A 13,293-nucleotide genomic window follows, 5' to 3' on the forward strand; every position below is an offset into this window, starting at 1 on the left:
CCGCCTTGGTGACCCGTACGACCCGTACGACCCGTAAGCCGACCCCTACGACCCTTAGGCCGACGCCTGGGTGAGGCGGGCGATCTCCGTGTCCGTCAGCTCCAGTTCGGCCACGCCGAGCAGTGCGGGGAGTTGCTCGACCGTGCGGGCGGAGGCGATCGGGGCCGCGACCGTGGGCTGGGCGGCGAGCCAGGCGAGGGCCACCGTGGCGACCGGGGCGTCGTGGGCCTGGGCGACCTCGTCGAGGGCGGTGAGGACGCTCTGGCCGCGCTCCGATTCGAGGTACTGGACCGCGCGCCCGGCCCGCGGGCTGTCGACGGTCGTACCGGGCCGGTACTTGCCGGTGAGGAAGCCGGCCGCCAGCGAGAAGTACGGGAGGGCCGACAGTCCGCCGCGTTCGGCGACGTCCCGCAGCCCGCCCTCGTAGGTGTCGCGGGAGACGAGGTTGTAGTGGGGCTGGATCGCGACATAGCGCGCCAGGCCCTCGCGGTCGGAGAAGTCCAGGGACGCCTGGAGGCGCTCGGGCGAGATGTTGGAGGCGGCGATCTGCCGCACCTTGCCCGCCTTCACCAGTTCGTCGAGCGCGCCGACGATCTCCTCGACCGGCACCTCCTCCTTGTCGAAGTGCGGGTAGTACAGGTCGATGTAGTCGGTGCCCAGGCGGCGCAGCGAGGCGTCGGCGGCGGCCTTGATGTTGGCGGCGGACAGGCCGGGGTAGTCGGGGTGCTGGCTGACCTTGGTGGCGATGACGACGTCGGCACGGTTGCCGCGGACCTTGAGCCACTTGCCGATGACGGTCTCGGACTCGCCGCCCTTGTTGCCCTCGATCCACGCCGTGTAGGAGTCGGCGGTGTCCACGAAGTTGCCGCCCGCGGCGGTGTAGGCGTCGAGCACGGCGAAGGAGGCCGCCTCGTCGGCGGTCCAGCCGAACACGTTGCCGCCGAGGTTCAGCGGGAAGATCTCAAGGTCGGACCGGCCCAGCTTGCGAAGAGAAGTCATGCTTCACCTCAACCGCCGGACCGGAACCGGATATTCCAGACCTTGAGGCCCTTCGATCCCTTAGGGGTTGAGGCCCTTGCTGCGCAGCCAGGGCGCCGGGTCGCTCGCGGTGGCGGCGCCGTTGATGTGCACCTCCAGGTGGAGGTGCGGCCCGGTCACGTTGCCGGTCGCGCCCACGCGGCCGATGACCTCACCGGTGGAGACCTTCTGGCCGACACTGACGTTGATCGAGGACTGGTGGCAGAACCACAGCTCGGTGCCGTCGTCGAGGGTGAGGATCGTGCGGTACCCGTACGACCCGGCCCAGCCCGCCTCGGTGACCGTGCCGCTGTGGATGGCCTTGATCAGCGTGCCGGTGGGCGCGGCGAAGTCGAGGCCCGTGTGGTACCCGGAGGACCACATCGAGCCGGCCTGGCCGAAGGTGCCGGTGATCGTGTACGAGCCGACCGGCAGCGTGTACTGCTTGGCCAGCGCGGCGAGCTTCGCGGCCTCGGCCTTCTTCTTGGCGGCGGCCTCCGCGGCCTTCTTCGCGTCGGCGGCCTTCTTCGCGGCGTCCTTCTCGGCCTTGGCGGCGGCGTCGTCGACCTGCTTGGCGACGGCGGCCTCGACGGCGGCCTTCGACTTGCCGTCGACCTGCACCTGCTGCGACTCGGCCTGCGCCATGATCCGGTTGCGCAGCAGCTCACCCGCGTCCGAGGCGCCCTTGGCGGTCTCGGTGGTGGTCACGCCGACGCTGCTGAGCGCGGTAGCGGAACCCTTGGGGGTACTACTGGACGAGTCGTCCAGCAGGTGGCCCACGGAGGGCAGGTCGGGCATCGAGATGGAGACCGGCGGCTTGCCGGTGTTGGCGCTGGCCATGCCACCCGCGCTGACGGCGGCTATGACACCGACGCCCAGGACGGTGGAGCTGCGGGCGAATCCTCCGCCACCACGCTGCTTTGCGACACGGTGCTTGCCGCGGTTGGGAGCAACGGACTCCGCGCTGGGATTCCACTCCTCCCAGGGGCCCTCGTCGGGGCGGTAACCGCCGAAGACGACAGGGGCTTCTGGGGCAGCCTGGTTTGACGCCACGTGGGCGTGCTCCTTTCCTTCCTTCTCGCCTACCGGGTTAGCTGACGGGTTCGGAGCAGGAAGGTCTCCTACGCGCGTAAACCGGCCGTGTTCCCACGGCGGTCGACGAGCGATTCACCCCAAGTGGTGGTTCCCCGGTTCCCTTGCGGGATTCGGCGCGTGCGCACGGAGCCATCTCTTGTGACGGCTGGGACGACCGCGCTGCGTTATCGAACGTTAATAGACACGGGCGCCCGTTTCCAAGCTGTTCGGCTTGATCATTAACCTTTCCTTGCTGGACGAACGGCCCACCACCGGCGAAAAACGGGCGAGTTGGCCAAGTCTCAGAATTCCCACAGCTATTGACGGCATGTCAGTTGTTATGCGGAGGGCTCCCACCCGGTCACCCGCCGTGATGACGGTCATGGATGCCGTACGGCGATCATCGCCATGTCGTCCGTCATCCAGCCCCCGGAGTACCGGCGCACCTCCTTGGCGAGGATGCCGAGCAGCGCCTCGGGGGTGCGGAAGGTCCGGCCGGCCAGCCGTGCCCCGGGGTCGTAGAAGACGCCGTGGGAGTCGCGCGCCTCGGACAGCCCGTCGGTGTGCACGAGGAGGGTGGCCCCGCCCGGGAACGCGAACTCCTCGGCGCGGTCGGGCCAGACCCCCAACTCGCCCATTCCCAGGGGCAGTGCGGGCTCCTGGACCTGCAACGTGCGTACGGTGCCGTCCTCGTGCAGGAGCAGCGGCGGCGGGTGTCCCCGGTCGACGATCCGTACGACGCCGTCGCCGTGCGGGAGTTCGGCGAGGACGGCCGTGGTGAACCCCTCGAACGCGTCGAGCCCGTCGCGCCGGGTGCCCTCGCGCGCCAGCGCCCGCTCCAGCCGCTGGGCGACCGCCTCCAGGGTGGCCTCCTGCTCGGCGGCCTCCCGGAACGCCCCGATGACCACGGCGACGGCGGCGACCGCGCCCATGCCCTTGCCGCGCACGTCGCCGACGACCAGCCGTACGCCGTGCGGGGTGTCCTGCACCGCGTACAGGTCGCCGCCGATGAACGCGCCCTCCTGCGCCGCCTCGTACCGCGCCGCGATCTCGAACCCGCCGATCCGCTCGGCCGGTTCGGGCAGGACGGCCCGCTGCGCCGCCTCGGCGATCTCGCGCGCGGAGGCGAGCTGTTCGCTGCTGCGGCGGACCAGGAGGTTGATGAGGACGGCCAGCACGGCGACCGTCACCACGGTGGCCACCTCGGTGACCGCGTCGGTGTCGAGGACGATGCCGAGCCTGATGTGGATCACCAGCACGACGGCGACGGCCGCCAGACCGGTGAGGACCGTGCCGCGCCGGGAGTAGAGCGGGGCGGCGACCAGCGGGGCGGCCGTGAAGAGCGGGGCCGCCGTGAAATCCGACGGGGTGAGGTAGTCGTAGAGCGCGGCGGCGATCAGCAGCAGGACCGGGAGGCGGCGGACGACGGCGCGGGCGTACGAGATCCGCCGGCCCTCGCCCTCGGGGTGGGGGGCCGGGCTGTCGCCGAGGCCGGGGTCGGGCACGGGATCGCCGGGCAGGCGCCCGCCGGCTCGCACATACGGACCCTCCTCCACGCGTCCAGTTTTTCGTGGCGGGGAGCGGGCGGCGAGCGGGGTGGGCCGACTGGGGGCGAGAAACGGGGAAACACCAAGGGCCGGAATCCATTTCTGGATTCCGGCCCTTGGCCTTAGTAGCGGGGACAGGATTTGAACCTGCGACCTCTGGGTTATGAGCCCAGCGAGCTACCGAGCTGCTCCACCCCGCGCCGTTGTGATTGCAACTATACGCCATCCGCGGGGTCCGATGTCACACAGGTTTCAGTCGGCGGTGTTCCCGGCGTGCGTGAGGGTCTCCCAGGAGACGAAGAGGTCGTCGCTGCCGGCCGGCCGGGTGGACTCGGCGAGCTTGTGCGCGGCGGGCACCTTCACGCCGAGCCGGCCCTCCAGGTGGTTGACGGCGACCTCCAGGTCGGGGCCCATGTTCCGGTCGACCTTGCCGCCGCACAGCCAGGCGGGCGCGGGCTCGCCGAGCTGGTAGCGGGCGTGGAATTCGAGCGCGGCCCTGAGCCGGTCCTTGACCCCGTCGTAGAGATCGACGCCCTGGTGCCAGGCGGTCTCGGCGATGTGCGCGGTGGCCGCCAGCGAGTACCCGACGTGCTTGAAGTTGCGGCACGTCTCCTGGGCTACGCCGTCCTTGAACGTCGTCTGCTTGAACCAGTACGTCGTCAGCTTCTGCGGGGTGGTGACCTTCGAGCCCACCGGGGTGAGCGGCACCTTGCCGTCCTTGGCGAGGTAGAAGTAGGCGGGCACGCGGTCCTGGAAGCGTTTGACGGCCGCGTCGAACGCCTTGTGGTCGTCGAGGAAGACGGCGATACCGATCGCCGCGTCCGTCATCGCGAGGTCCCAGTTGCCGTTGTAGTCCGGCAGGTTCTTGGTGACCTCCGGCTCGTAGGCGGTACGCAGCATCGTCCCGAAGCGCTCGACCCGGTCCGCCGGCCAGCCGGCGCCGGGCGCGTACCGCACGATCTCCGCCGCCCGCGCCCAGGTCGAACCGGCCCACGCGGTCTGCAGCCCGGCGTCGTCGGAGGTGTGCTCCTTCATCTTCGCCGACCAGTCGTCCATGATCTCCCGCGCCTTCAGCGCGTGATGCTGCTTCCCCGTGATGCTGAACAGCAGGGCCTGCGTGTACGCCGCGATCGCGTCCTCGCGCTCCTCGACACAGCCGTGCGCGGCCTTGCCGTTCCAGGGGCAGTCGACGTCCGCGTACGGCTTCGCCGTGTACTTGTACGACCCGTACTTGCTGTCCCGCATCCCGAAGTACGCCTTCAGCCAGGGCTGCTTGCCGGCGGCCACGTTCTTGCGTACGGCGTCCAGCTGGCCCTTGCTGACGAGCACCCCGGGGTGCGTGAACGCGGCGCTTGCGGGCAGCGCCCGTGCCATGGTCCGCGTACCGGTGTCCGCCGATCCGCACGAGGCGAGCAGCCCTACGGCTACGGACGCGCCCAGCACCGCGACTGCCCTCATGTGTCCTACCTCCGCGTTGTCCTCCACACCGGCTTCTTTGTGAGCGTGACCTGGTGGGCGGTGGGGCGCAGGATCTGTTGGGCCGATTGGTCGTGGTGGGCGGGCGTCCCTGGGGGCTGCGCCCCCAGACCCCCATCGGCCCTGAAGGGGCCTCGTCCTCAAACGCCGGACGGGCTAAGTAATGCCGGCCCAAGTTGAGAGGTGGCCGGAGGGCTGAGTAATGCCGGGCCGAGTTGAATGGCTCAGCTCGTTAGGTGGCTGTTCGGTGCCTTCGCCCGCTCTTCGTACTCCGGGAGTACGACCACGGTCACCCCCCGCGCGGCCAGCGCCCCGCTTCCGTCCGCCCCCTCGACGAACGTGTCCGGCTCGCGCCAAGCCGTCACCACTCTCCGCACACCCTCGTCGAGGATCAGCTGGGCGCAGGGCTTGGGGCGGGAAGCTCGGTGGGTGCAGGGTTCCAAGCTCGTGTAGACCGTGGCCGTGGGGAGGCGCGGGTCCTGCGGGTCGATCTTCGCCAGCGCCGCTTCCTCCGCGTGGACCACCGGGTCGCCCGCCTCGCGGGAGTGGCCGCGGGAGAGTTCCGTGCCGTCGTCCGCCACCACCACCGCGCCGACGCTGAACGCCGTCTCCGAGGGCGGGCAGTCGGCGGCCAGGTCGCAGGCGAGGGCGAGCCAGTGGTGGTCGGCGGCGGAGGGGAGGTCGCCGGTGCCGGGGGCGGTGGGTTCGTAGCGCATGAGGACCACGTCCTCGATGGGGCGGGTCTCGACGAGGCGGAGGCGGCCTCGCTGGTACCTGCCCGGGCCGAAGAGGCGGGGGGCCTTGTCGTCGCCCACGAACAGGGGGGACAGGACCAGGTGGAGTTCGTCGGCCAGGCCCTGCTGGAGGAGTTGGGTGTGGATCGTGCCGCCGCCCTCGACCATCAGGCGGTCAACTCCCCTTACCGCGTGCAGGTGTTCAAGGAGGGCGCGCCAGTCGAGGTCCGGGCCGAGGGCCACGACGTCCGCCGCCAGGCCCCGCTCGCGTGCTCGCTCCGCGCCCTTGGTCGTCGTAAAGACGAGCTTTTCGCCGCCCGTGTGCCAGAAGTTGGCCGCCGGGTCCAGGTCTCCGGAGGCGGTGACCGTGACCTTGAGGGGGTATTCCGGCTTGCCTGCGGCGACTCGACTCGCCCTGCGCTCAGGGGAGTTGACCAGGAGGCGGGGGTTGTCCGCGCGGATCGTGCCGGCGCCGATGAGGATCGCGTCGACCGATGCCCGGACCTCGTCGACGCGGTCGAAGTCGGCCGGGCTGGAGAGGAGCAGCCGGTCGGGGCCGGTGTCGTCGAGGTAGCCGTCGAGGGAGACGGCGGCGGACAGCAGGACGTAGGGGAAAGGCATCGACGCGCTCTCTGTCGGAGGCGGGCGGGGCTCGGTGGAACGGCGGGGCTTGGTTCAAGTTTGAAACAAACCTACACTGGGGGCATGACGACTCGCTGGCTCACCGCCGAGGAGCAGCGCGCCTGGCGCGCGTACATCGCCGCGACGCACCTCCTGGAGGACGCGATCGACCGGCAGCTCCAGCAGGAGGCCGGCATGCCGCACCTGTACTACTCCATCCTCGCCAACCTCTCCGACGTGCCGGACCGGCGGCTGCGGATGACCGACCTCGCCGAGAAGTCGAAGATCACCCGGAGCCGGCTGACGTACGCCGTGACCCGGCTGGAGAAGGACGGTCTGGTGCGGCGGGAAGGGTGTCCGTCGGACAAGCGGGGCAGTACCGCGGTCCTGACCGACGAGGGGATGGCCGTCCTGGAGCGTACGGCGCCGGGGCATGTCGAGACCGTACGGGCCGCCATCTTCGATCACCTCACCCCGGAGCAGGTGCGGCAGATGGAGGAGATCAGCGCCGGGATCGCGCGGGCGCTGGAAGGCGACGGGGGCGAGGTCACCCGGGAGGACGTTCCCTGGCGCCGGCGTTCGTCCTCGCCGTGCACGTGACCCGTGAACTGTGACCCGTGACCCGTCCCACAATTCTGTTGCTTCAAATTTCAAGCATGAGGTAGTGTCCGTCATCGTGGATGTGCTTCAAAACTGAAGCACCTCATCGACGCACATCCGCGTACCTGCCGCCGGACCACGGAGACCCGCATGCCCGACTTCCCCGCCGCCACCCCGCGTGCCCGCGTCCGGGTACCGCTGCGCTTCCAGGACGGCTACGGCGTCGACGCCGAACTCGTCACCTTCCACGGCCTGACCGACGGCCAGGAACACGTGGCGGTCGTCCTCGGCGACCCCGCCCCCGGCACCACCCCGCTGGTCCGGCTGCACTCCGAGTGCCTGACCGGCGACGTCTTCGGCTCCGCCCGCTGCGACTGCGGGCCCCAGTTGCGCGAGGCCGTCGAGCGCATCGCCGAGCGCGGCGGTGTCCTGCTCTACCTGCGCCAGGAGGGCCGCGGCATCGGCCTCTACAACAAGCTCGACGCGTACGCCCTCCAGGACCAGGGCCTCGACACGTACGCCGCGAACACCGCGCTGGGCCTGCCCGAGGACGCCCGTGACTACACGGCCGCCGCGCAGATGCTCACCGCCCTCGGGATCACGTCCCTGGACCTGCTGTCCAACAACCCCGACAAGGCCGACCAGTTGCGCGGTCTCGGCATCGACGTGCACGACCGCGTGCCGACCGGCGTGTTCACCACCCCGCACAACGTCCGCTATCTACGCGCGAAGGTCCTGCAGACCCAACACACGCTGCCGCTGGGCCAGTTGACGGAGCTGAACGCGGGCTGACGGGCCTGTGCAGGAGCCGAACAGGGGCTGAGCCGCGCGGCGATGGTGTAGCGGGCTACACCATCCATTCGGGAGGGCACTCCCTCGTGCCGCAGGGCCGCCGCCGGAAGGCTTGAGACCACGATCACGGACTCGATCCGGATCCGTATCTCGACCGACCGCCGACGTGGAGGCCTTCCCCAGCCATGGCAACTCTCCTTTATCGCTTGGGCCGTGTGGCCTTCCGGTGGCGCTGGTTCGTCACCCTGTTGTGGGTGGCGGTCCTCGGCGCCGTCGGATTCGCCGCCGCCAAGGCCCCCGCCACTCCGGACGACGGCTTCACGATGCCCGGCATCGAGTCGCAGCGCGCCTTCGACCTGCTGGAGCAGCGCTTCCCCGGCACCGCGGCGGACGGCGCGAACGCCCGGATCGTCTTCGTCGCCCCGAGCGGCGAGAAGGTCACCGCGACCGAGAACAAGGCGGCGATCGAGAAACTGGTCACGGAGGCGGCCGACGGTTCCCAAGTCGCCTCCGCCGTCGACCCGTTCGCCGCGAAGGCGGTGAGCAAGGACGCGTCCACCGCGTACTCCACCGTCACCTTCAAGGTGAAGGCCGACGACCTCACCGACGCCGCCAAGACCCACCTGGAACGGGCGATCGACACGGCCCAGAAGGCGGGCCTGACCGTCGAGGTCGGCGGCGACGCCCTCGCCACCCAGCCCGCGGCGGGCGGCAGCGCGGAGGCGATCGGCATCGCGATAGCGGCCGTGGTCCTGCTCATCACCTTCGGATCGCTGGCCGCGGCCGGCCTGCCCCTCCTCACCGCGATCCTGGGCGTCGGCATCAGCATGTCCGCGGTCCTCGCCCTGGGCAGCGCCTTCGGCCTCTCCGAGACCACCGGCACACTGGCCACGATGCTCGGCCTCGCCTGCGGTATCGACTACGCGCTGTTCGTCGTCTCCCGCTACCGGGAGGAACGCGAGAAGGGCCACGCCCCGCGCGAAGCGGCGGGACTCGCGGCCGGTACGGCGGGTTCGGCAGTGGTGTTCGCCGGCCTGACCGTTGTCATCGCCCTGGCCGGTCTGTCGGTGGTCGGCATCCCGATGCTGACGAAGATGGGCCTGGCGGCGGCGGGCGCGGTCCTCCTGTCGGTCCTGATCTCCCTCACCCTGGTTCCGGCCGTCCTCGGCTTCTGGCCGAACGCCGTCCTCTCCCGCCGCGACCGGAAGGGCAAGGCCAAGGCCGGGCGGGGCAACACCAACGGCGAGAACAGGGGCAGCCGTTGGGCCCGGCTCGTCGTCCGCCGCCCGATCCCCGTCCTGCTGCTCGGCGTCATAGGCCTCGGCGCGATGGCCCTGCCCGCCCTCAACCTCCAGCTCGGCATGCCCGGTGACGAGGCCAAGTCCACGGCCACCACCGAACGCCGTGCCTACGACGACCTCGCCCAGGGCTTCGGCCCCGGCTTCAACGGCCCCCTGACCATCGTCGTGGACGCCAAGAAGGCGGACGACGCGAAGAGCTCCGTAGCGACGATCTCGAAGGAGATCGCGGCCACGGACGGGGTGGTCTCGGTCTCACCGGCGCGCTTCAACTCGGCCGGCGACACAGCGGTGTTCAGCGCGACTCCCGCCACCAGCCCCACCGACGAGAAGACGAAGCAGCTCGTCCAGACGATCCGTGACGAACGGGCCGGTATCGAGTCCGGCACATCCGGCGCGAGCTTCGAGGTCACCGGCACCACCGCGCTGAACATCGACGTGGCGCAGAAGGTGCAGGACGCGCTGATCCCGTACCTGGCACTGGTGGTCGGCCTGGCGATCGTCCTCCTGCTCCTGGTCTTCCGCTCGCTGCTCGTGCCCCTGAAGGCGGCGCTCGGCTTCCTGCTCTCCGTGCTCGCGGCGCTCGGCGCAGTTGTGGCGGTCTTCCAACAGGGCCACGGGGCCTCGCTGTTGGGCGTCGACCAGACCGGCCCGATCATGAGCCTGATGCCGATCTTCCTGGTGGGCATCGTCTTCGGCCTCGCCATGGACTACGAGGTGTTCCTGGTCTCCCGGATGCGTGAGGCGTACGTCCACGGGGACGGGCCCGGGCAGGCGATCGTCTCCGGGTTCCGGCACAGCGCACGGGTGGTCGTGGCCGCCGCGCTGATCATGATGGCGGTGTTCTCGGGCTTCATCGGCGCGGGCGCCTCGATGATCAAGATGATCGGTTTCGGGCTGGCCATCGCGGTGCTGTTCGACGCGTTCGTGGTCCGGATGGCGATCGTGCCCGCCGTCCTCTCCCTGATGGGCAACAAGGCCTGGTACCTGCCCCGTTGGCTCGACCGGATCCTCCCCCGCATGGACGTCGAGGGCGAGGCCCTGAGCCGCAAGGTCCCGGCGCCGACCGCAGAGACGCCCACTACTCGCCTCACTCCCGTCCCCTAACTCCCCCCAGACCGGGGCCGCCGAGAGCGGTGGCGGCCTCGCGGTGCCGGATCCCGTGGGGACGGGGACCGGCGCAAGTCCCGGGCCCGGCGACAGGGCACTCCCCCCGCCTGTCGCCGGGCCCGCGGACGTCCACACCTCACCGAGTCACCAACTCGCCCACCAGAGAGGGCACTTCGATGAAGACCTCAGTGCAGGCCGGCGTGGCCGGGCTCCTCGCCTGCGGCACGCTGCTCACCGTCGTCCTGGTCACCCGCGACGGCGACGGCAACGACGACGGCCACAGCGGCATCGCCTACTCGGCCCCGTCCAAGGGCCCGTACGTGGCCCTCGGCGACTCCTACACGGCAGGCCCCGGCATCACCGACCCCACCGGCACCCCCGCGGGCTGCGACCGCTCCGCCGGCAACTACCCGGCCCTCGTCGCCGCCGAACTCGGCCTGAAGGGCGGGGACTTCCGCGACGTGAGCTGCAGCGGCGCCACGACCGCCGACCTCGCGGGGTCGCAGCACACGAACGACGGCACCAACTCCCCGCAACTCAGGGCGCTTTCGTCGACCACCCGGCTGGTCACCGTCGGCATCGCCGGCAACGACATCGACTTCAGCTCGATGATCAAACGGTGCGTGGCGATGGGCGCGCTGTACGAGATGACGGGCAGCGGCAAGTACATCCACGAGGACGCGCCCTGCGAACGGAACTACGTCAGGGGCGACTCGGACGCCGTACAGAAGAAGATCGCCACGGCGGGCGCCCGGCTCACCCGGGTCCTGACCGAGGTCAGGCGCCGCGCCCCCGAGGCCCGGGTCTACGTCGTCTCCTACCCGGCGATCCTGCCGACCGACAGCGCCGACTGCGGCCGGGAGATGTCCCTCGCACCGGGCGACGTGACCTTCCTCCGCGAGAAGGAGCGACAGCTCAACTCCATGCTGCGGCAACAGGCTTCGGAGGCGGGGGCCGGCTACGTCGACACGTACACGCCCTCCGCGGACCACAACGCCTGCGCGGCGAAGGACACCCGCTGGATCGAGCCGCTCGTACCGGAGAGCCCGGCGGCGCCGGTGCACCCGAACGCGCGGGGTGAGCGGGGCATGGCGGACGCGGTGCTGCACACGATCAAGTCGGCGCTGTAGGACGGTCGTTCACGATCGGAGGTGTATCAACCCGTGAGTCCGCAACCTGAGTTGCACCCGTAGAGACCGTGAGTCACGCCGAGGCCGGTGGCGATGGAGTCGGGCGATCACTGGCCGTCGCTCACTCCCACCCGTACAGACGCATCTGCGGTTCGACACCGTCGAGGTACTGCCGAAGGGCCAGCCCATTGCCTCTCACGAACTCCTCGGGCAGGGAGTCGACTTGGGCCCAGCCGACCTGCGCGTGCTTGAGGGGTTCGCGGTTCTCGGCTTCGCCGGTCCACTTGTCGGCGGCGAAGACGACGGTGAGGAACCCGCTGGGCGCCTCGACCCCGAGGGCGGCGTGGATGACATGGACGACCTTCAGCGACTCCGCCTCCACGACGATGCCGGTCTCCTCGTACAGCTCGCGCACGGCGGTCTCGGTGACGGGTTCGCCGGGTTCGTTCTTGCCTACGGGGAGATCCCACATCCCTCGCCCGAACTTGGCGTACTCACCGCGCTGGAGGAGAAGGACCCGGCCCGCGGCCTTGTCGTGGACGATGACGGCGGCAACGAGCAGAGTCATGGAGAAGAGGAAAGCACGTCCTCCCGGACGATCCTCACCGGAGGACGACGACTCCCCGCCGCTCCAACTCCGTCAGCAGCGCCGAGGGCGGGTCGCAGTCGTTCCACCGCAGGTCCAGGTTCTCCAGCGACGGCATGCCCAGCACCCAGTCCGGCAGCAGGGTGAGGCGGTTGCTCCGCAGGTCGAGTTGACGGAGGAGGGGCAAGTCGGCCAGTTCCTGCGGGAGTTCGGCGAGGGCGTTCTCCCGTAGATCCAGGTGACGCAGTTCGTGGAGGTCGGCCACGGACGACGGCAGGCGGGCGATCTCGTTGCCCCGGAGCCAGAGTTCGCGCAGCTTGCCGAGGGCTCCGATGCTGTCGGGCAGCGTCGTCAACCGGTTGTGCTGTGCCCGGAGTTCGATGAGACCGGCCATGCGGCCGACGGCCTCGGGCAGGGCGGTGAGGGTGTTCTCGCCGACGTTGAGATAGCGCAGACGGGTCAAGTTCCCGAGGGTGTACGGGAGTTCGGCCAGGTCGTTGTCGTGCAGGTAGAGGCAGCCGTCGAGGCCGGCCAGTTCGCCGAGTTCGTCGGGCACCGAGGTGAGGTGGTTGTGACCGAGGTCCAGGGTGGTCAGCCGGTGCAGTCGTCCGATCCCGGGCGGGAGGTCGGTGAGTGCGTTGTCCGCCAGGATGAGGACCTGGAGTTCGGTGCGTCGCCAGACCGACTCGGGTACTTTTCCCAGCTGTTGACGCCACAGGTTCAGTACGTGGGGCACGACCTGCCCGCCTTTCTCGACAGCGCGACGGACGAAGGGAACACGCGACCGTGACGACCCTCGCGGTGACCGGCCACATCGACCTGACCGAGGACAGCATCCCGCTGATCCGCACCGCACTGGCCAACCTGCTCACGCGGTACGCCACCGACGGCCGCCTCATCGGCGTCTCCTGCCTCGCCGGGGGCGCCGACTCCCTCTTCGCCGAGGCTATCCTCGGCGCCGGCGGCCACCTGATCGCCGTGATCCCCTCCCAGGACTATCGCCGGCACAAGGTCGAGCCCGAACAGGCCCCCCTCTTCGACCACTTCGTCGCATCCGCCGAGGAAGTACTCGTACTCCCCCCCGCAACGGCCGACCGCCAGGCATACGAAGCCGCCAACACCGTCCTCCTCCAACGCGCCGACCGCCTCGTCGCCGTATGGAACGGCGAACCCCCCACCGGCAAGGGCGGCGGCACCGCCGACACCGTCCTCGAAGCACGAGCGGCCGGCCTCCCCGTGGACGTCGTATGGCCGGACGGCGCCGCTCGCCGAGGCTGAGGGCGTTGCCTGCGTGACGCGGAGGTTCGA

The 13,293-nt window shown here is 70.1% G+C and carries 12 protein-coding genes, 1 tRNA gene and 1 riboswitch; of the genes, 5 read left to right on the top strand and 8 right to left on the bottom strand.

Annotated elements, in window-relative coordinates; translation table 11 throughout:
- Nucleotides 1-54: 54 nt before the first annotated feature.
- The 6 genes from OG496_RS27410 to OG496_RS27435 all read right to left on the bottom strand — a co-directional run bounded on the left by OG496_RS27410 (nt 55) and on the right by OG496_RS27435 (nt 6,469).
- Entirely contained in the window at nt 55-999 is a 945-nt protein-coding gene (locus OG496_RS27410; protein ID WP_405972764.1) for an aldo/keto reductase, read from the bottom strand.
- A 60-nt stretch (nt 1,000-1,059) separates the two neighbouring features.
- A complete protein-coding gene (locus tag OG496_RS27415) occupies nt 1,060-2,070 on the bottom strand; it encodes a M23 family metallopeptidase (RefSeq protein WP_405972765.1) in 1,011 nt (336 codons plus the stop codon).
- A gap of 11 nt (nt 2,071-2,081) precedes the next feature.
- Nucleotides 2,082-2,238: riboswitch (cyclic di-AMP (ydaO/yuaA leader) on the bottom strand.
- Nucleotides 2,239-2,471: 233 nt separating this feature from the next.
- Nucleotides 2,472-3,629 carry a PP2C family protein-serine/threonine phosphatase gene (locus tag OG496_RS27420; RefSeq protein WP_405972766.1) on the bottom strand — a complete coding sequence of 386 codons (1,158 nt, stop codon included), beginning with the start codon at nt 3,627-3,629 and terminating at the stop codon, nt 2,472-2,474.
- Nucleotides 3,630-3,764: 135 nt separating this feature from the next.
- A tRNA-Met gene (locus OG496_RS27425) sits at nt 3,765-3,838 on the bottom strand.
- 52 nt (nt 3,839-3,890) lie between these two features.
- Nucleotides 3,891-5,096 (bottom strand): alginate lyase family protein, encoded by a 1,206-nt coding sequence (locus tag OG496_RS27430; RefSeq protein WP_405972767.1) that lies wholly within the window; start codon nt 5,094-5,096, stop codon nt 3,891-3,893.
- 242 nt (nt 5,097-5,338) lie between these two features.
- Nucleotides 5,339-6,469, bottom strand: a complete 1,131-nt coding sequence (locus OG496_RS27435; protein WP_405972768.1) for a dihydrofolate reductase family protein — start codon at nt 6,467-6,469, stop codon at nt 5,339-5,341.
- Between the two features lie 84 nt (nt 6,470-6,553).
- Here OG496_RS27435 and OG496_RS27440 point away from each other — a divergent pair, with 84 nt between their 5' ends.
- The 4 genes from OG496_RS27440 to OG496_RS27455 all read left to right on the top strand — a co-directional run bounded on the left by OG496_RS27440 (nt 6,554) and on the right by OG496_RS27455 (nt 11,399).
- Nucleotides 6,554-7,069, top strand: a complete 516-nt coding sequence (locus OG496_RS27440; RefSeq protein WP_366499189.1) for a MarR family transcriptional regulator — start codon at nt 6,554-6,556, stop codon at nt 7,067-7,069.
- A 150-nt stretch (nt 7,070-7,219) separates the two neighbouring features.
- The gene (gene ribA, locus OG496_RS27445; protein ID WP_318017270.1) at nt 7,220-7,861 is read left to right on the top strand and encodes a GTP cyclohydrolase II; all 642 of its coding nucleotides are present in this window, start codon (nt 7,220-7,222) and stop codon (nt 7,859-7,861) included.
- A 185-nt stretch (nt 7,862-8,046) separates the two neighbouring features.
- Complete coding sequence (locus OG496_RS27450; protein ID WP_405972769.1) at nt 8,047-10,266, top strand: MMPL family transporter; 2,220 nt, start codon at nt 8,047-8,049, stop codon at nt 10,264-10,266.
- Nucleotides 10,267-10,445: 179 nt separating this feature from the next.
- Complete coding sequence (locus tag OG496_RS27455) at nt 10,446-11,399, top strand: SGNH/GDSL hydrolase family protein (RefSeq protein WP_405972770.1); 954 nt, start codon at nt 10,446-10,448, stop codon at nt 11,397-11,399.
- Between the two features lie 121 nt (nt 11,400-11,520).
- Here OG496_RS27455 and OG496_RS27460 read toward each other — a convergent pair whose 3' ends face one another.
- Nucleotides 11,521-11,967: an NUDIX domain-containing protein gene (locus OG496_RS27460; RefSeq protein ID WP_399398334.1), complete on the bottom strand. Its 447-nt coding sequence runs from the start codon at nt 11,965-11,967 to the stop codon at nt 11,521-11,523.
- Nucleotides 11,968-12,001: 34 nt separating this feature from the next.
- Nucleotides 12,002-12,721, bottom strand: coding sequence for a leucine-rich repeat domain-containing protein (locus tag OG496_RS27465; protein WP_405972771.1), 720 nt, complete (start codon nt 12,719-12,721; stop codon nt 12,002-12,004).
- A gap of 50 nt (nt 12,722-12,771) precedes the next feature.
- Between OG496_RS27465 and OG496_RS27470 the strand changes: the two genes are divergently transcribed.
- Nucleotides 12,772-13,263: a hypothetical protein gene (locus OG496_RS27470; RefSeq protein WP_405972772.1), complete on the top strand. Its 492-nt coding sequence runs from the start codon at nt 12,772-12,774 to the stop codon at nt 13,261-13,263.
- Nucleotides 13,264-13,293 lie beyond the last annotated feature (30 nt).

The organism is Streptomyces sp. NBC_00988, assembly GCF_045162645.1.
Taxonomy (GTDB): domain Bacteria; phylum Actinomycetota; class Actinomycetes; order Streptomycetales; family Streptomycetaceae; genus Streptomyces.